Origin of the sequence: Maribacter algae, from assembly GCF_047345745.1 — a bacterium.
GTDB lineage: Bacteria > Bacteroidota > Bacteroidia > Flavobacteriales > Flavobacteriaceae > Maribacter.
Genome location: NZ_JBLFES010000001.1, coordinates 907,982 through 927,362 on the forward strand (window position 1 = coordinate 907,982; position 19,381 = coordinate 927,362).

Sequence of the window (19,381 nt, forward strand, 5' to 3'; positions counted from 1 at the left end):
TCAATTATATTAAACCAATCAAAAATGAAAAAATCGGTTACCAGAATTATTTTATTGCTCATCATCGTGCTTTTCGGAGGAGCAATGTACTATCTCTATCAAAAAAATTCGGAAGACCCTGTTGTGTATGAGACGGAGCAAGCTTCAAAAAAGACCATTGTTAAAAAAACGGTGGCCACGGGAAGCATTCTTCCACTGGAAGAAGTATTGATAAAGCCCAATATTTCCGGAGTTATAGAAGAGGTATTCGTAGAAGGAGGGGATTATGTAAAGTCCGGTGATCTGCTCGCAAGAATTAAGGTAGTCCCGAACCTGAATGCTTTAAACGATGCTAGGAATGCCATTGACGAAGCCAAAATTGGTCTGGACGATCAACTGAGAAATTTGGAACGCCAAAAGAATCTTTTTGCTAAAGGAGTTATTTCGCAGGTAGATTTGGAGCGAGCAGAAGTATCCTATGACCAAGCCAAACAAGCCTATGGTGCTGCCAATAAAAGATATGATATTGTTAAAACCGGAACGGCAAAAGGATATGGTAATGCTGCCAATACCCAAATTAGGGCAACTGTGAGCGGTATGGTTTTGGAAGTGCCTGTAGAAGTAGGTAATCAAGTGATAGAGAGCAATAATTTCAATGAGGGAACTACCATTGCTGCAATCGCTGATGTGGATAAAATGATTTTTGAAGGAAAAGTAGATGAATCCGAAGTGGGGAAAATAAAAGAAAATCTTCCTTTGGAAATCACCGTAGGAGCTATTGAGGATAAAGTTTTTGATGCCGTCTTGGATTATATCGCTCCTAAGGGAAAAGAGGAAAACGGTGCCATTCAGTTTGAGATAAAAGGCACAATGGACAAACAAGATTCCGTATTTATCCGTGCAGGACTAAGTGCCAATGCCTCCATTATTTTAGCGAAAGTAGATAGTGTTCTTGCGCTAAAAGAAGCTTTGGTACAGTTTGATGAAGATACCAAAAAACCTTATGTGGAAGTAGCGACAGGCGAACAACAATTTGAGCGTAGGGATATTGATCTGGGAATAAGTGACGGTATTTTCGTAGAAGTAAAATCCGGTATCAACGAAGAAGATAAAATTAAAATCTGGAACGAGATAGAACCGGAAGAAGATAATAATTAAGAACAAAAAAGAGATAAATCTTGTAACATTTTTGAGGATTGGATGTCTTACTTATGGAAGTCCTTCAAGAATTCTCCAAACTACATAATAGAACCAACATGATAGAAATTAAAGAACTACATAAATCCTATAAAATGGGGAGCAACTCCCTACATGTTTTAAAGGGAATCAATTTTTCGGTAGAAGAAGGAGAACTGGTCGCTATTATGGGATCTTCGGGATCGGGTAAGTCCACGTTGCTTAATATTTTAGGAATGTTGGACGAGTTGGACGGTGGCAGCTATACTTTGGATGGCGTTCCCATCAAAAACCTAAATGAGACCAAAGCGGCGCAGTATCGCAATAAGTTTTTGGGTTTCATCTTTCAATCGTTCAATTTGATAAATTACAAGAGCGCCATGGAAAATGTTGCACTGCCTTTGTATTATCAGCGAGTTAGTAGAAAAGAACGTCAAGAAAAAGCATTGAAATATTTAGAACAGGTTGGCCTGAAGGAATGGGCCACGCATCTTCCCAGTGAACTTTCAGGGGGTCAAAAACAAAGGGTGGCCATAGCTAGGGCCATGGCCGCAGAGCCCAAAGTTTTATTGGCCGATGAGCCCACAGGGGCTTTGGACAGTAAAACGTCCTATGAGGTGATGGATCTTATCCAAAAAATAAACGATGCCGGAAATACGATTCTGGTTGTAACGCATGAGCCCGATATTGCGGATATGTGCAAACGTATCGTGCATTTGAAGGATGGTATTATTGTAGAAGATAAAAAAGTTAAGCAAGTAAGAGCTTCGGAATATGTTTAGTAGGGATAACTGGAGGGAAATATTCGAGACCATACAGAAAAACAAGTTAAGAACGTTCTTATCCGGTTTTACGGTAGCTTTGGGTATTCTAATATTTGTAGTACTCTTCGGTTTTGGGAATGGTCTCATCAACACATTTGATATGTTCTTTAGGGACGATGCCCAGAATTTGATTGTCCTTTTTCCCGGCCAGACAACAAAACCCTATAAGGGTTATAAATCAGGAAGAAGAATAGAATTTGACAATTCCGATTTAGAGGATATTAAAAAGAATTTCCCATTGTTTTTAGAATATATTTCTCCAAGAATTTCGCGAAACGGATTGGTGAAATATAAAAATCAATCCAACAATTACTCTACAAGAGCGGTAGCACCTTCACATCAATATGCTGAAAAAACCATAATGATGAAGGGCAGATATCTTAATTCTATCGATATCAATAAAAAGACAAAACACGCCGTTATCGGTAGGTTGGTAGAAATAGACCTTTTTGGTAATGAGGATTCCATGGGGAAATATATTGACATTGCCGGAAGTGTTTTTAAGGTAATCGGTGTGTATCAAGATGACGGGGGAGATGACGAGGAACGAAGAATCTACATTCCCTACACAACAAGACAGTTAATTGAAAAGAACACGGACAAGATAGATCAGATTATTACAGCCTTTAAACCCGAGTTGGGCTATAACGGAGCTATAGCTTTTGAAAGAAGTCTTAGGGATTTTTTAAAGGAGAAGAAATATATTAATCCAGAAGATCAAAATGGCATATTTATCAGAAATATTGCCGAGGGCTTGAAACAGACCCAACAATTGGCCAGAGTTTTACAAATCATAGTTTCTTTTGTAGCCTTTGGAACTATTATAGCGGGAATCATCGGTATCAGTAACATTATGGTTTTTGTGGTAAAGGAACGTACCAAGGAACTTGGTATTCGAAAAGCGTTGGGTGCAACACCAAAAGCGGTAATCGGAACAATCTTATTGGAATCGGTCTTCATTACGGCCATCTCAGGTATCATAGGAATGTTCATTGGCATTGCCATTCTGAGTTCCTTGGACAAAAAATTAGAGGACTTCTTTATCACCAACCCTTACATAGACATGCCCGTAGCCATTTTTGCGACTATAGTTCTCATTATTTTTGGCGCAATTGCCGGTTATATTCCCGCAAAGCGTGCGGCCCGTATAAAACCCATTGTAGCACTAAGAGACGAATAATATGCGATTTATATTTGATAGAAATACATGGCAGGAAATTTTCGGTTCTATTAGTAAGAACAAGACGAGAACTATTATTACCGTAATTGGTGTGCTATGGGGTATTTTTATTTACATAGCACTTTCTGGAGCCGCAAAAGGTTTGGACAATGGGTTTGACAAAGTATTCAAGACCGTTGCCGTTAACAGCATGTTCGTATGGGCGCAACAGACCAGCGTACCCTATGACGGATTCAAAACAGGAAGGCAGTTGCAGTTGAAGTTAGACGATGTACAGACCATTCAAAATAGAATACCTGAGGTACAATACATTGCGCCACGGGTAACCTTGGGTAATTTTGGTTCGGAACCCATATATACGGTCAGAGGGAGTAAATCAGGTAGTTATGTGTTGAATGGCGATTATCCCATTTATACCAAAATAGCGACCAAAAAAATATATGATGGTGGCAGGTTTATCAACGAAGAGGATATTGATCAAGCTAGAAAAGTTGTGGTCATAGGGGAACGGATAGAACAGGAATTATATGAAAAAGACGAAGACCCCATAGGAACCTATATTAAAATTGGAGACGTTTATTTTCAGGTAGTTGGCGTACATAAGCTTTCGCAAGGGGTGAGTTTCGATTCGGATAGTGCTATGTTCATTCCTTTCACTACCTATAGAAAACTATATAATTCCGGGGACAATATCGGGTACATGTGTATTGCCGCTTTTGATGATGTAGATGTAGTACAAGTAGAAAAGGACATCAAGGCACTGCTTAGAAATATTCATCGGGTAGATCCTGAGGACGAAAGGGCCTTTGGTTCCTTTAATTTAGGGGAAGCCTTTGCAAAAACCATGGGTTTTGCTGACGGACTCACTTTTATGTCCCTCATCGTAGGTATCGCTACTATCTTGGCAGGCGTTATTGGCATTGGAAACATCCTTTTGATATCTGTTAAGGAAAGAACCAAAGAGTTGGGCGTGCGCCGTGCTTTGGGCGCCACACCTGCGGAGGTTAGAAATCAAATCATTGTAGAATCTGTTTTCTTGACTATTATCGCTGGTATCATGGGAATTATTTTGGGAGCGGGAGTTCTCGCCCTGATCAATTCCTTCACCAAAGACATCGATTTCCCATACACCAATCCAACCGTACCTATTCCATACGTTCTGGGAGCATTGGTCATTATGGTCGTATTGGGAACCTTGATCGGTCTCATTCCTGCGCAACGTGCAGTGAGCATAAGACCCATTGAAGCATTGAGAGAAGAATAATTATATAAAAACAACAAACCATAAACAACAAATACATTTTAAAATGAACAAAATTGTAAAATATATATTGATAGGGGTTTTGATCCTAGGAGCATTATGGGCGGCTGTTTTCTTTATAAAGAGCAACAGTAAATCCTCTATCACATATGAGACCTCTAGTCCATTTATTTCCAGCATCGAAAAAAAGACCGTGGCTACAGGTAAGTTGGTTCCAGAAGATGAGGTGGAAATAAAGCCCCAGATTTCAGGTATTATTGAAAAAATATACTTGGAAGAAGGTGCCGAAGTGAAGGCAGGGGAGCTTATTGCCGTTATAAAGGTAGTGCCGAACGAGCAAGCTTTGAACCAAGCGGCCGGTAGGGTCCGTACCGCGGAATTGGCCTTGAATAACTCTAAAATCGAATTTGACAGGAATAAAGCGTTGTTCGATAAAGGGGTAATTTCAAGTCAAGATTTTAATACGCTCCAACTCAACTACAATCAAGCGGAACAGGAACTAAAGAATGCCCGTGCGGATTATCAGATTATCAGAAGAGGTTCCGCAGGGGGTTCTTCCAGTGCAAACACGAATATTCGTGCCACGGTAAATGGGACTATCTTGGAAATTCCTGTTGAGGAAGGCGATCAGGTCATCCAAAGTAATAATTTCAATGATGGGACCACTATTGCAACCATTGCCGATTTAGGAAAAATGATATTTGAAGGTAAAGTTGATGAAGGCGAGGTAGGAAAATTAAAAGTGGGCGCGCCTTTAAAGATTAATCTTGGTGCGGTCGAAGGCCAAGAACTGGATGCAAAATTACGTTTTATCGCACCTAAGGGGATTGAAGAAACGGGAGCCGTACAATTTAAGATCGAGGGCGATGTAGAGAAAAACGATTCCATCTTTATCCGCGCGGGCTATAGTGCCAATGCTTCATTGGTATTGGAAAAGAAAGATGATGTTTTGGTGATTCCCGAAGCTTTGTTACAATTTGATAAAAAAACGGACAAGCCCTTCGTGGAGGTCTCTACAGGGACGGACGAGGAGCAGAAATTTGAGCGTAGGGATATTGAAATCGGGATTTCGGACGGAATCAATGTGGAAATCGTTTCCGGTTTGTCAGAAGAGGATAAAATAAAACAGTGGAACAAGACCGAACCTATCAAGAAGGGTGAGGAAGAGGGTGAAGAAGAAGGAGAAACAGAAGAATAACATCAATCAATAATCAAATAATCAAAAAATGAAATTTAAACTAACCGCTTTATTACTGCTTTTTGTGGTAGCACTAACTTCGGCCCAAGTCAAAAAATGGACACTAGAGGAATGTGTTGCCTATGCCGTGGAGAATAATCTAACCGTAAAGCAATCTGAGCTAAATTTAGAGAATGCCAAAATAGACGAATCGGATGCCATTGGAGCTTTATTGCCTGATTTGAACGGATCTTTAAGTGCCTCGGGAAATACAGGTTTGGCGCTAGATCCCACTACCAATAATTTAGTGTCGGCAACAATATTTTCCGCATCGGGAAATATGACCTCCCAGGTAACCTTATTTGATGGACTCCGAAATTATAACCGTATCAACAGAGCAAAGCTAAATGCTATTTCCAATCAGTATAGCTTGGAAGATATGAAAGATGATATTCGATTGAACGTTGCCAACGCTTACCTTCAGGTATTGTCCAATAAAGAAGCGCTGAAGGTGGCAAAAGCGCAGTATGCGGTTACGGAACAGGATTTGAAACGAACCAAAGAATTGGTAGATTCCGGAGTAGTGCCTAGAGGGGATTTATTGGAAATTGAGGCTACCGCTGCCGGTCAAGAACAACAAATTATCAATAACGAAGGCTTGGTACTGATTTCCAAAATCAGTTTGGCACAGTTGTTACAGATTACAGAATATGAGAATTTTGATATTGCGGAAGAGGAATTTGATATTCCACCTTCTGATATTTTAAATAATTCCGCCAAAGTGATTTTTGATAAAGCGCTTACTTTTAGAAATGATATTAAGTTTGCTTTGACCGGAGTCGATTTGGCTGAAAAGGACCTCGAAATAGCCAAAGGTGCCAAATATCCTACTGTTGGTGCTTTTATCAATTATAATACTAGGTATTCCGATCAAAACAGAGACCCGCTTACAGGTGAATTAATACCATTTACGGACCAACTTTATATTAATGATGGTATTTCCTACGGAGCACAAATGAACATTCCAATTTTTAATGGATGGAGCGTAAGGAACAATATTAAGCGGTCAAAAATTAGTGTTGATATAGCTAAAGTGCAGTATGAGCAGGCAAAACTGCAATTAGAAACAGATGTAAATCAGGCTTATGTTGATGTTACGACATTTTTTAAGGCGTATGAAGCAGCGGAAAAAACCTTGGAAGCTCGGAGATTGGCATACCAATATTCAAAGGAACGTTTTGACGTAGGTTTAATGAACGCTTTTGAATTTAGCCAGGCACAATCCAGAATAGATAATGCGGAGGCCGATGTGGTTCGTACCAAATATGACTATATCTTTAGACTGAAGATTTTGGAATTTTATTTTGGAATTCCCATAACGTTGAACTAAAAAATATTTGATACATATATTGACCCGTTTGGTTTTCTAAACCAAACGGGTCTTTTTATATTCGCCATTCGTATGGGATTGATATTAAATTTGGAAACGGCAACGACCAACTGTTCGGTGAGTTTGGCAAAAAATGGAGAAACTTTAGCAATAAAGGAGCATAATTCTGCCAATTATTCCCATGCGGAGCAATTGCATCTTTTCATTCAGGATTGTTTTAAGGAGACTGATTTTGAACTCTCCGATTTGAATGCTATAGCCGTAAGCAAAGGCCCCGGTTCATATACAGGACTTCGCATTGGGGTGTCAGCAGCAAAAGGACTCTGTTATGCTTTGGAAGTGCCCCTAATTTCAGTTCCTACTTTAAAGAGTATGGCCGCACAAGTACAAGATGTTGCCACGGATTTGATTCTCCCTGTTTTGGATGCCAGGCGTATGGAAGTCTATTCCGCGATCTATGACACCTCTTTGAACGAGGTAAGGGAAACGCGTGCAGAGGTCATCAATGAAAGTTCTTTTTCGGAATATTATACCGATAAAAATGTATTGGTCGTAGGGAGCGGTGCAGAAAAAATACAATCCGTTATAAAGCATCAAAATCTTTCTTTTGATATCGCCGTTATTCCCTCGGCAGTGAATATGGGAACACTCTCCCATTTCAAATTTCTTAAAAAAGATTTTGAAGATGTAGCTTATTTTGAGCCTTATTATTTAAAGGATTTCATTTTACAAAAACCTAAAAAGCAAAACTCCCAATAATTTATCAGAAGCTAATTGTAGATTTTATCATCTAGTTAAAGGTTAAAACCCTGCAATTCCATTGCAGCTACTTTTAGTTTCCATAAATTTTTAAGAGTATCTGTCATTTCGAACGCAGTGAGAAATCTAATGATGAATCGATGCCACGGGATACCTCGTCGCCGTGTTCTGTCGGAACGACTCTCGCCCAAAAAGAATTTCATTCTTTAAAGAAAACTATGGATTTTAAATCTATAGTTGTTTATTTAGATTTCAGTTGATGCATTACTCTTTGTGGGAACGGGATTTCAATTCCTTCGGCATCAAATCGAACTTTAATTTCTTCCATAACATAAAAATGTGCCGCCCAGAATACATCATTGTTCGCCCAAAATCGGAGGGTCAAGTTTACGGAACTTTCCGCCAGTTCACCAACATAGACTTCGGGAGCGGGGTCTTTTAAAATGTCATTGTTATCGGCACATATCTGAAGCATAATATCTTTTGCTTTTTTTATGTTAGAGCCATATCCAATCCCCACATTGATCTTGTCCCTTCTCGTTTGCTCCGCATTGTAATTGATGATATTGTTGTTGGAAAGCTGTCCGTTCGGGATAATGGCCACTTGGTTTCCGAAAGTATTGAGTTTAGTCGTGAAAATTGAAATTTCCTTCACCGTGCCATCAACTCCTTGGGCGGAAATAAAATCACCCACCTTGAACGGTTTGAACAGTAAAATAAGCACGCCTCCGGCAAAATTGGAAAGCGAACCCTGTAGGGCCAGTCCAATAGCCAATCCAGCAGCACCAATGATGGCTACGAGAGAGGATGATTGTACTCCCAATTGTGTAATGACCAATACAAACAATAATATTTTTAAACCTATGGAAATCAAACTTTGCAGAAAGGTTTCCAAGGAAGGGTCATAATCTTTTTTCTGAAAGAACTTTCGAACCAACCGATTGATAAATCGGATGATATAAACCCCGACAATCAACATGATTATAGCCGCGATAAGGTCTGGTAAGGTATCCCAGAACCATTTTATGGCATTCTCGATATGTTCATCGTAGTTGGTAAATTTTTCCATGAGTTGAATTATTTGTGCGAAACTAAAAAAAATGAAAATGACCTTACAAGTGGAAAGCATTAAACTATTGTTAATGCCGCTGTATTGATTTTAAAAGGGTCAAAACTTCTTTGGTTTGCGTTAAAGGTAATTGGCAAGCGCCTTCCTCGCAAATATAAATCTGGGTCGTATTTTCTACATATCTGTTTTGCAAAAGCGACAAACCTGAATCTTTAGTGGTTCCCGCAAGAATGACATTAGGAAAATATTCTTTCATAATCTCTTTTGCGATTTCTTTGGCTTGGTTACCTACAATGGCTACTTCATAAAAGGATTCGTTCATAAGCTGCGCTAAATGTAGCCAATTGGCATGATTCTCCGGTCGCTCTTTAATATTCGTGGACATTGAGTGTAGCATTTTCTCGACGTATATTGAATATTCCATTTCCGGGAAATATTTGGAAAGCTTCAACAGATTCAAGGCCATGATGGAGTTGGAGGCCGGTATAACATTATCCGTGGCTTCTATGGTTCTCCTTACCAAAATAGCATCTTCAACAGAGGTAAAAAAAAACAGTCCACTTTCATCGTCCCGGAAATGTTGTATAACATAATTAACCAATTCTTTGGCTTTCTCAAGCCATTTTTCATCAAATGTTATTTCATACAATCCTATAAAAGCATTGATGAGGTTGGCGTAATCCTCTAAAAAACCATTAATAGTGCTTTTTCCATTTTTGTGATGATGGTACAATCCCCCACCTTTTTTAAATAAGTGTTCCGTTATGAAATCCGCATTTTTTAACGCGAGTTTTAAATATGTTGGATTTCCTATATATTTGTAGGCATCCGTTATGCCTTTTAGTACGAGGCCGTTCCAAGAGGTCAATATTTTATCGTCCAGTCTTGGTTTTTCCCTTTTGTCTCGTTCTTTTTTTAGTTTTAAGAGGCATTGCTTCATTCTCTTTTCTATAACCTCTTTTTTCAATTGATATTTTTTCTCAATTTCAACGATGTTGTTATCCCGGATCAACACATAATTTTCTTCCTCCCAATAGCCATAGGAATTGATGTTATAATAATCTGAAAAGAGTTCAAAATCACTTTTTAAAAGTGTTTGAAGTTCATGTGCTTCCCACACATAATAAGCTCCCTCTGTTAATTTTCCGTTTTTGGATAGACTATCGGCATCCAAAGCGGCATAAAATCCGCCATTGGTATCCAACAACTCATTTTCCAAGAAGGAGATGGTTTCTTCGACCACTCTTTTGTACAGATTGTTTTTACTGAGTGCAAAGGCTTTTGCATAAAGACCGATTAAAAGTCCGTTGTCATAGAGCATTTTTTCAAAATGAGGCACATGCCATTTGGTATCTACGGCATATCTGGAAAATCCCCCGCCCACGTGGTCGTAAACTCCCCCCCAGGCCATTCGGTTCAGCGTAGTATAAACGTAATCCAAGCCTTCTTTGTCTTTTTGTGAATGGGAAAAGTATAGCAGAAAATTTAGGTTCACGGGCATCATAAATTTTGGTGCTCGCCTGTAACCTCCCAAAAAAGTATCAAAGTATTGTGACCATTTTTGAACAAGTGCTTTTATTTCATTTGTGTCAAGGGAGCTAGACTCGTTTATCTTTGGAATTAAATTGATTTCTTTTAACCCGGCTTCCATATTTTCGGCATAACCTATTACCTTTTTCGGTTCGGTTTTATACAATTCGGAGAGTTGTTTTAGCACCTGTTTCCAATTCTCTTTTTTCACATAGGTAGCTCCCCAAAAAGGTCGCCCGTCGGGTAATGCCACAATGTTCAGGGGCCAGCCACCACTTCCTGTCATCATTTGAAGTGCATCCATGTATATTTGATCTACATCTGGCCGTTCTTCCCGATCTATTTTTATATTGATGAAATGGGAATTCATGACTTCTGCAACGCTTTCATCTTCAAAACATTCATGTTCCATAACGTGGCACCAATGACAAGCTGAGTAACCAATACTCACCAATAAGAGTTTGTTCTCTTTTTTCGCATTTTCCAAAACATCAGTGTTCCAAGCGTTCCAATTTACCGGATTATGGGCATGTTGCAATAAATAAGGACTGGTCTCGTGAATGAGGTCATTCGTGAATTTGGGATGCATGAGCTGTTTTGTTTTGATATAAAAAAAAGCGCCATTAAGGCGCTTTCATATGAATTTTACTATTGAATTATTTTACCTCAAAAGTGATTTTTACGTTCACTCTATAGTTCGTCATTTTACCGTCTTCTACAGTGGCACTTTGCTCATTTATGTATACCGAACGGATGTTTTTTACGGATTTAGATGCATGTGAAACTGCATTTTTAGCGGCATCTTCCCAGCTTTTATCTGAATTTGCCAATACTTCTATTACTTTTAAAACTGCCATAATTAGTGTTTTTTAAATTTTATTCAAAGTAAGGATTTTGAACCAGAAAACATAATAAATAAGAGCCTTTATCCATTCAGGGCAACCACTTCGTTTACCCTATCGCCCATCATATTTTTGAGCATGGTTTCAATCCCATTTTTTAGGGTAAAAGTAGAGGAAGGACAACCACTGCAGGCACCTTGTAGAATCACGTTTACGGTTTTGCTTTCCGCTTCATAGGATTTGAAAAGGATGTTTCCCCCGTCACTTGCAACCGCAGGTTTTACATACTCTTCCAAGATATCTATGATTTCCAAGGAAGTATCATCCAGATTTTCTTGCGGTTTTGCTTGGACCTTAGCAGGTTCTTCTCCAGTCGAAGCCGTTTTAGCATTTCCGTTTACTATTTCTTTGCCATCAGCGATAAAATTACGGATGAGCTCACGCAGCTCTAAGGTAATATCTTCCCATTCCGCTACCTCGTACTTGGTGACCGAAACGTAGTTGTCATCAATGAAGACCTGCTTTACAAATGGAAATTGAAATAGGGCCATCGCCAAAGGAGCTTCTCTAGCTTCATCAATATTTTTGAATTCATACATGGAACCCACAATCTTTTTGCTGGCCACGAATTTCATGGTCGCCGGATTGGGCGTTACTTCTGCATAAACGGTAACGGCTATAGGCTTGTCCGTATCCTCTTCTACAACAATGGGTTCTCCGGCATTTAAATATTCGACCAATTGTTGTGCTACTTCATCTTTTACATCTTCCCATTGCACAATATCATAACGCTCCAGGCCAATAAAATTACCGGAAACATAAACTGTTTTAATGAACGGCAAATAAAATAATTGCTGGGCCAAAGGTGAATTTTGAGCCTCGTCTATGTTTTTGTATTCATAATTTTTACGCTTCACCAAGAGGTGATTTGCCTCGAACTTTAGGATGTTGGGGTTGTTGGTGGGTACGACAGTTATAGAGTACTCTTTCATTTCATTTCAATTTTATACAAAAATACAAAGGAAATCTAAGTTGTAGCGCACATAATAATGTTATAGATAACCCGTTATACTTTATATTTAGCACAATTTGAACCTATAGCCTCATTCTCCCACAGATGAAATTTAAACTAGTACTGATTCTTGCTAGCCTGCTTTTTGGCTATAAGTCGATTGCCCAAGAGGGGATTCCCGTATATTTTGATTATTTAGCGGATAACTATTATCTGGTATATCCATCCATGGCAGGTATCAGTCAGGGAGGAAAAATTAGGCTTACTGCTAGAAAGCAATGGTTTGATGTTGATGATGCGCCAAGTTTGCAAACGGTAAACGCTCATTTTAGATTAGGAGATAGTCCCAGTGGTATAGGAGCGATCATTTTTAACGATGCGAACGGATACCATTCCCAAACCGGAGCCAAACTGACTTACGCACACCATCTACGAATGGGCGGTGGCGACGATATTCGTGTTTTGAACCAGCTATCCTTTGGTCTAAGTGGCACCATACTGCAAAGTAGTCTGGATGAAACTCAATTTAGATCGGTCGCAGTAGATCCCGCTATTTCAGGAATCAAGTTAAGTGCATCCTATTTTAATGTAGATTTAGGTGTCTCTTATAATTTTCAAGAATTTTATGCGCATTTTGTCGTAACCAATGCACTCACTGGAAGTCAACGAAATTTATATTATAGGGATAGGCAAGATAATCCCGATCAATTGGTAATTGATAACATTAGAAGGTATTTGGTTTCGGCCGGATATTTATTTGGAAGAAGTGAATGGCAACTGGAACCGTCCGTTTTATTTCAATTGACAGAGTTCACGGAGGAAAAAACAATAGATGTTAACGCAAAGGTTTACAGAGATGTAAACTTTGGTAGAATTTGGGGAGGAATCTCCTACAGGAGAAGCTTTGATGGCGCGCAATTTCAAACAGCTTCGGGATTTGGGGAGCAGAACTTACAGTTAATAACTCCAATAGTGGGGGCCAATATCAAAAACTTTTTGGTATCCTATAATTATTCCTATCAGATGGGAGATGTCCGCTTTTCCAACGGTGGTTTTCATCAAATAACGCTTGGGTACGACTTTGGTCAAAAAGAGCGTAAATACGATTGTTACTGTCCTGCGGCACAATAAACGAGCCTCCCCCAACCCCTCCCAAGGAGGGGAGTACATATTTCAAGTTTACTACAAATACAGAGCAGTCTTTTTTCTGACCCTAAGAATTTTAATACAACCCGTTTAGGGTCAAAAATTGAAAATAAAAGTCCTCTCCCTGTTGGGGAGAGGATTTAGGAGAAGGGGCCTATTCCCAAGTATAGTTTTTTCTGGACGCCTGCTTTTTTATAGCTCTTAACATTGCACTTTCCAATTCACCCTTGTTCTCATCTTTTTGTTGCTTTGCAATGTATTTTTCTCTTTTTGCATTCACCTCCCAGATTTCGTTCTGGATTTTTTCACGCTCCGCTCTTTTACCATCAATATATTCTTTCATTTCGCTTTCAGATTTGCCCTTTAGTTCTTTTGGAAGCTCATCTTCTGCGACCTCTGAGATATCAAATTCTTTATCTGCGCTAGCATCTACCAAATCCCATGTTTTGTTATTATAAAGTCTAGAACTCTTACTTACCGCTCGTTTTACGGCTACCGCTTCTTCTACTTCATAAGCATTCAAATCTTGGCTTCTTTGTTTACGTAATTTAGTGGCTCCCAATGAGCCATAAGAGATATAGGTTTTATTCAATTTGGAATTCAGTTTAATGATGATTTCATCATAAGGCGTGTCTATATGCACCACTTCCTTATTATGGTCAATGGCCATATATTCGCCACCTGTTAAATTTGCTCCTTTTTTCCAAAATGTATTTATTCCTAAATCATAACCGCCACAAAATATAGTGTTTACGACAACATCCTTCTCCTTGGCATTCAGCACCGCGTCTTCATAATTTAACTTTCCTTGGTCAAAGGGTTCGTTCCCGGCTATAAAAATAAGTTTCAAATTGCCCTTTTCTTTTCCCCAGTCCAATTGTTTAAGAGAAGTATGGATGACTTCGCCACAATATTCTTCACCGCCGTTAGTGGTAAGCGAAAACAGTTTCTCGGAGATTTCGTCCAAATCCCCACTAAAGTTCAATACCTGTTGAATATACCCTTCACTAAAAGAAAGATTATCATTCCCATATTGATATAGGGCGATTTGAAGCTCTGGACGTGCTTCGTTCCCACATTTTGCATAAGTGAATTCGTTCACGATATCCCATAACTGTGACTTCGCTTGGTTGATGAGACCGTCCATACTATTGCTCGTATCCAATAAAAGCGCAATTTTTACGGTATTTTTCTTTGCTTTTTCTTTAGAATGAATGGCCTGTGCAATAATAGGTTCGTTTACCGGTTTCTTTTTGAATTCGCAACCATATCCTAAGGTCATACTTAAAATCATTCCTGATGCCATGACCAATTTTACATACTTTTTCATTATCTGTTGTTTTTTAATTTGAGCATAAAGCTAGAAGCAAACTTTTTGATATACCATCTGTAATGAGCAAAGCGATGTTTTCAGTGAGTGAAGTTTACCTATGCGTTTGTAAACACGTTCAATAGCTATCCAAGTCCCGGTAATTCTAGATTGAGTGATTTTTTAGTGCCGTATAAATCCGCTAAGTTTACAGTACTAATTGGACATGCAAATACGGATTTACCACATATTATTATTTTTTTTAGCGGGCAGTTTTCTTTCTTTTTCGCAAACGAGAATTACGGGAAGAAAATTTATTGTTAAAGGTAGGGTCGAGGTCAAAGAGACTTTTCAGCCCATACCCGGTGTCTCCGTTTCTTCTACTTCCGGAGGATTTACCACTACGAACGGATTGGGCGAATTCAAGATTTTAGTGGCCGCTGGCGAGGAACTCATTATTGAGGACGCCGACTTTGAAACGGTTCGGTATCGTGTAAAGGATGATGAGGATATCAAGGTGCTGGTAGAGGGTTATGAATCCGATAGCAGCATTGGGAGTAGCTCAAAATCAAGAAGAAGGTCGGGATTGCTCCATCAATCTTATTTGGATTCTGCCAAAGCCTATAAGAAAAAAGACATTGCCAAAAGTATTGACTTCGTAGCACGTTCTATTGCAGATTTGGGAAAGCGAGGCGATAAAAAGGAATTAGCAAAATCACTGAGCTTACTTGGGGAAATCTACCTTTTTCATAAACAATATGACCTTGCTATTGATAATTTTGAGGATGCGTTGGAGTCGAATAAAACTATAGCTACTACCCTTTTATTGGGCGATGCATATAATATTAGTAAACAGTATGGAAAAGCGGAGGAAACTTTGAATTCCTTAAAGGATTTAAAAACCATGCGACCGGACCAACGTGTGGAGCTGTACGAAGGATTGGGTGATGCCAAAAAAGGTCAGGAAGAAACCAAATTGGCAGTGGATTTTTATAACGAGGGGCTTAAAGTGGCCACAAAAAATCAAATGGCCACCAAAATGACCGATCTTAATTCCAAAATAGCGGATGCGTACAGCGAGGGAAATCAATTGTTCGAGGCTGAAACCTATTATGGAAATTCATTACAATTGGCGAGTGAATTGGCGCCTAAACGCGCTTTGCAGGAGAAGGAAAAAGTAGCCGATTTCTACAACAAGAAAAACCAATACAATGAAGAAATCGCCATCCGTAAAAATAGCTTGGTAGAATTAAAGAAGTTGAACGCTCCTGCACGTAAACAAAAAGAGATTGATTTGGGCGATACCATTACTTCGCAACGTATCAATTATAAAATAGCCAATGCTTATATTGCTCAAGACAAGTACAATGAAGCTATTCCATATTTGGAACGGAGTATTGTGGAAGCAGGTTCCGAAGATGATTTGTTGGTACAAAAAGATGCGACCCGAAAACTATCCGAGGTCTATGAGGTAAAGGGCGATTTTGACAAAGCGTTGGAAAGTTATCAATCTTACGTCACGTTGGTGGATACTTTGTACATTCGGAAAGAACAGGAAATTTCCAGAGCGGCACGTTTTAGTCGCGAGATAGCTTCCACCCAAAACAGGATTTCCGGATTGGAACAGGAAAGGGAGTTGACCCAAAGTAAGTATGATTTGGCTCTCACGGAACAGGAATTGGCAGAAGAAGGTTACAAAAGACAGCGTTGGGTGGTCTATTCCTTGATATTTGGACTTTTACTTACCGCCTTGGCAGCCTTCTTTTTTTATCGCAGCAACCAGCAGCAAAAATTGGCGAACAATCTATTGGCGTTAAAATCGCTTCGTTCCCAAATGAATCCGCATTTTATCTTTAACGCTTTAAATTCGGTGAATAATTTTATTGCAAAGAGCGATGAGCGCAGTGCCAACAGGTATTTAAGCGAATTTTCTACATTGATGCGTTCCGTGCTGGAAAATTCGGACGAGGATTTTATCCCTTTGGCGAAAGAATTGGAGCTTTTGGAACTATATGTAAAATTGGAGCACTCTAGGTTTCCCGATAAGTTTGATTATAAAATCAATGTAGATGACGATTTGGACGTTAACGCTTTTCAAATACCCCCAATGTTATTGCAACCTTATATAGAAAATGCCATTTGGCACGGACTTCGTTATAAGGAGGAAAAAGGATTTTTGGAAATATCGGCCAAGCCAAAAGGAGAAAACCAAATGGAAATCTCAATCTCGGATAATGGCATAGGTAGAAAACGTTCGGCCAAGTTAAAAACGCAGAATCAGAAAAAACAAAAATCTAAGGGCATGGGAAATATCAAACAGCGGGTTGCCATTTTAAACGATATGTATCCGGATAAAGTGGATATTTCCATTTCGGATCTAAAGAATGATGGTACCGGAACAAAAGTCATATTCGTGTTAAAAAAAGATATATGAATTTAAAAGCAATCTTGGTCGAGGATGAGGCCAACAGTCGTGAAATTCTCAGGAATTATTTGAGCAAATATTGTCCTCGAGTTGAATTGTTAGGAGAAGCAGCATCAATCCAAGAAGGTTTGGCATTGATACATAAACATACCTTGGATTTGGTTTTTTTAGATGTGGAAATGCCATTTGGAAACGCCTTTGACCTTTTGGAAAAAGTACCTGAAAGAAATTTTGAAACTGTTTTTGTGACTGCGTACGATCATTATGCCAAGGATGCGTTGAACAATCAAGCGGCTTATTATTTAACAAAGCCCATTAATATCGACGAATTGATAAAAGCTGTGGAATATGTATTCGAAGTAAAGGAAAAAGAAAGTGCGCTAGAAGAAAAAGTTTTGAAAACGAGTGATAGGGGAATCGAAGGAAAAATAACCTTACCGCAACAAGACGGTTTTCAAGTGTTGAACGTGGCAGATATTCTATATTGCAAAGCGGATGATAACTATACCGAAATCTATCTTGAAAACAAAAAGATTCTGGTGAGCAAAACCTTGAAATACTTTGAAGAAGCTCTAAGCGCGTTTCCCTTTGCTAGAGTACATAAATCATATCTTGTAAACGTAAATGAAGTGGTTAAATACCGAAGGGGAAAAGGGGGTAGTGTAGTAGTTTCAAACGGAAAAGAGCTATTGGTTTCGGCCTCAAAAAAGAAAGAATTATTAGCTTATTTTGATTAAAAATTATTGAAATGATAGCAAGTGTTAGGGGAAAGACTCCGCAAATTGGGGAGGATTGTTATATCGCGGAGAATGCCACGATCGTTGGGGAAGTATCCATGGGAAATCAATGCAGTATTTGGTTCAATGCAGTGCTCAGGGGAGACGTTCATTATATAAAAATGGGAGATAAAGTAAATGTTCAGGATGGCGCGGTCATTCACTGTACCTATGAAAAGTCGCCAACGACTATCGGAAATAATGTTTCTATTGGCCATAATGCTATAGTTCATGGTTGTACTATTCATGATAATGTTTTGGTTGGAATGGGCAGTATTATTATGGATGATTGTGTTGTGGAACAAAATAGCATTATCGCTGCAGGAGCTGTGGTTACAAAAGGAACTCATGTACCGGAAGGAACTATATTTGCAGGGATTCCCGCAAAAAAAATAAAAGATGTTAGCCCGGAACTCAGTTCGGGGGAGATAAACCGTATTGCAGATGCTTATGTAACGTATTCCGATTGGTTTAAAGAGGGGAATTAGGAAAAGGATTATTATTTTAAAGGTTTTAATCGAGACCTTTTTTACGTGCGAATATGCTTATTTTTGCAAACCAAAACTAAAAGTTATGAACGCATATGTTTTTCCAGGACAAGGAGCGCAATTCATTGGAATGGGATTGGACCTTTACGAAAAATTTCCGATTGCTAAAGATTTATTTCACCAAGCAAACAATATTCTAGGCTTTTCTATCACGAATATTATGTTCAATGGCACCGCAGAAGGTTTAAAAGAAACCAAAGTCACCCAACCCGCTATATTCTTGCATTCAGTAATATTGAGCAAGGTCATGGGAGATTCTTTCAAGCCAAATATGGTTGCAGGCCATTCCCTGGGGGAATTTTCCGCTTTGGTTGCCAATAGTACCTTATCTTTTGAAGACGGATTGAAGCTGGTTTCCAAACGAGCCATGGCCATGCAAAAAGCATGCGAGTTAGTTCCCGGGACGATGGCTGCAGTTTTAGGACTGGAAGATGAAGCGGTAGCGCAAATTTGTGAAGAAACCGAAGGTGTTGTTGTTCCAGCAAATTATAATTGCCCAGGACAACTGGTAATTTCCGGTGAAATAGATGCTATTAATCTAGCTTGCGAAAAAATGAAGGAAGCCGGAGCACGAAGGGCTATGGTTTTACCTGTAGGCGGTGCGTTTCATTCCCCGTTAATGGAACCGGCAGGTGAAGAATTGGCTGCTGCCATAGAAAACACGGAATTTTCAAATCCGAGTTGTCCCATTTATCAAAATGTTGCTACAACTTCCATTACTGATTCAAAGACAATTAAAAAGAACCTCATTTCACAATTGACCGCTCCCGTAAAATGGACTCAGAGTGTTCAAAACATGGTGAAGGACGGGGCTACTTTGTTTACGGAAATAGGTCCTGGAAAAGTGTTGCAAGGTTTGGTGAAGAAAATTGAACGCAATGTGGAAACTACGTCACCTTTTATAGAGTAAATGGTCTTTTTTAATTTTTTGCATTTCAACCCAAAAAGTCAGTTTTAATCTGTTAATTAGTAGGTTAG

Annotated in this window: 17 protein-coding genes; 12 read left to right on the forward strand and 5 right to left on the reverse strand. The window is 39.1% G+C overall.

Features of this window, described 5'->3' with window-relative positions; translation table 11 throughout:
- Positions 1-24 precede the first annotated feature (24 nt).
- The 7 genes from ACKWBX_RS03930 (at position 25) to tsaB (ending at position 7,746) form a co-directional block, all read left to right on the forward strand.
- Complete coding sequence (locus ACKWBX_RS03930) at positions 25-1,137, forward strand: efflux RND transporter periplasmic adaptor subunit (RefSeq protein WP_413967348.1); 1,113 nt, start codon at positions 25-27, stop codon at positions 1,135-1,137.
- A gap of 98 nt (positions 1,138-1,235) precedes the next feature.
- Positions 1,236-1,937: an ABC transporter ATP-binding protein gene (locus ACKWBX_RS03935; RefSeq protein WP_413967349.1), complete on the forward strand. Its 702-nt coding sequence runs from the start codon at positions 1,236-1,238 to the stop codon at positions 1,935-1,937.
- Complete coding sequence (locus tag ACKWBX_RS03940) at positions 1,930-3,159, forward strand: ABC transporter permease (protein ID WP_413967350.1); 1,230 nt, start codon at positions 1,930-1,932, stop codon at positions 3,157-3,159. Before ACKWBX_RS03935 ends, ACKWBX_RS03940 begins: the two co-directional genes overlap by 8 nt.
- Position 3,160: 1 nt before the next feature.
- Complete coding sequence (locus tag ACKWBX_RS03945) at positions 3,161-4,423, forward strand: ABC transporter permease (RefSeq protein WP_413967351.1); 1,263 nt, start codon at positions 3,161-3,163, stop codon at positions 4,421-4,423.
- A gap of 43 nt (positions 4,424-4,466) precedes the next feature.
- Positions 4,467-5,618 carry an efflux RND transporter periplasmic adaptor subunit gene (locus ACKWBX_RS03950; protein ID WP_413967352.1) on the forward strand — a complete coding sequence of 384 codons (1,152 nt, stop codon included), beginning with the start codon at positions 4,467-4,469 and terminating at the stop codon, positions 5,616-5,618.
- Positions 5,619-5,646: 28 nt separating this feature from the next.
- Complete coding sequence (locus ACKWBX_RS03955; protein WP_413967353.1) at positions 5,647-6,987, forward strand: TolC family protein; 1,341 nt, start codon at positions 5,647-5,649, stop codon at positions 6,985-6,987.
- Between the two features lie 72 nt (positions 6,988-7,059).
- Positions 7,060-7,746, forward strand: a complete 687-nt coding sequence (gene tsaB / locus ACKWBX_RS03960) for a tRNA (adenosine(37)-N6)-threonylcarbamoyltransferase complex dimerization subunit type 1 TsaB (protein ID WP_413967354.1) — start codon at positions 7,060-7,062, stop codon at positions 7,744-7,746.
- A 241-nt stretch (positions 7,747-7,987) separates the two neighbouring features.
- Here tsaB and ACKWBX_RS03965 read toward each other — a convergent pair whose 3' ends face one another.
- From ACKWBX_RS03965 to ACKWBX_RS03980, 4 genes are all read right to left on the reverse strand, one after another.
- Positions 7,988-8,815, reverse strand: a complete 828-nt coding sequence (locus ACKWBX_RS03965) for a mechanosensitive ion channel family protein (protein ID WP_413967355.1) — start codon at positions 8,813-8,815, stop codon at positions 7,988-7,990.
- A gap of 70 nt (positions 8,816-8,885) precedes the next feature.
- Positions 8,886-10,934 (reverse strand): thioredoxin domain-containing protein, encoded by a 2,049-nt coding sequence (locus ACKWBX_RS03970; RefSeq protein WP_413967356.1) that lies wholly within the window; start codon positions 10,932-10,934, stop codon positions 8,886-8,888.
- 67 nt (positions 10,935-11,001) lie between these two features.
- Positions 11,002-11,202 carry a dodecin family protein gene (locus ACKWBX_RS03975; protein ID WP_413967357.1) on the reverse strand — a complete coding sequence of 67 codons (201 nt, stop codon included), beginning with the start codon at positions 11,200-11,202 and terminating at the stop codon, positions 11,002-11,004.
- A 68-nt stretch (positions 11,203-11,270) separates the two neighbouring features.
- Entirely contained in the window at positions 11,271-12,179 is a 909-nt protein-coding gene (locus tag ACKWBX_RS03980) for a NifU family protein (RefSeq protein WP_413967358.1), read from the reverse strand.
- A 125-nt stretch (positions 12,180-12,304) separates the two neighbouring features.
- Between ACKWBX_RS03980 and ACKWBX_RS03985 the strand changes: the two genes are divergently transcribed.
- Positions 12,305-13,330: a PorP/SprF family type IX secretion system membrane protein gene (locus tag ACKWBX_RS03985; protein WP_413967359.1), complete on the forward strand. Its 1,026-nt coding sequence runs from the start codon at positions 12,305-12,307 to the stop codon at positions 13,328-13,330.
- 169 nt (positions 13,331-13,499) lie between these two features.
- Here the strand turns inward: ACKWBX_RS03985 and ACKWBX_RS03990 are convergent, their stop codons facing one another.
- A complete protein-coding gene (locus ACKWBX_RS03990; RefSeq protein WP_413967360.1) occupies positions 13,500-14,675 on the reverse strand; it encodes a vWA domain-containing protein in 1,176 nt (391 codons plus the stop codon).
- A 205-nt stretch (positions 14,676-14,880) separates the two neighbouring features.
- Here ACKWBX_RS03990 and ACKWBX_RS03995 point away from each other — a divergent pair, with 205 nt between their 5' ends.
- The 4 genes from ACKWBX_RS03995 to fabD all read left to right on the forward strand — a co-directional run bounded on the left by ACKWBX_RS03995 (position 14,881) and on the right by fabD (position 19,313).
- Entirely contained in the window at positions 14,881-17,088 is a 2,208-nt protein-coding gene (locus tag ACKWBX_RS03995) for a tetratricopeptide repeat-containing sensor histidine kinase (protein ID WP_413967361.1), read from the forward strand.
- A complete protein-coding gene (locus ACKWBX_RS04000) occupies positions 17,085-17,816 on the forward strand; it encodes a LytR/AlgR family response regulator transcription factor (protein ID WP_413967362.1) in 732 nt (243 codons plus the stop codon). Before ACKWBX_RS03995 ends, ACKWBX_RS04000 begins: the two co-directional genes overlap by 4 nt.
- An 11-nt stretch (positions 17,817-17,827) precedes the next feature.
- Entirely contained in the window at positions 17,828-18,343 is a 516-nt protein-coding gene (locus ACKWBX_RS04005; RefSeq protein ID WP_413967363.1) for a gamma carbonic anhydrase family protein, read from the forward strand.
- Between the two features lie 85 nt (positions 18,344-18,428).
- Entirely contained in the window at positions 18,429-19,313 is an 885-nt protein-coding gene (gene fabD, locus ACKWBX_RS04010; protein ID WP_413967364.1) for an ACP S-malonyltransferase, read from the forward strand.
- The last annotated feature ends 68 nt before the right edge of the window (positions 19,314-19,381 follow it).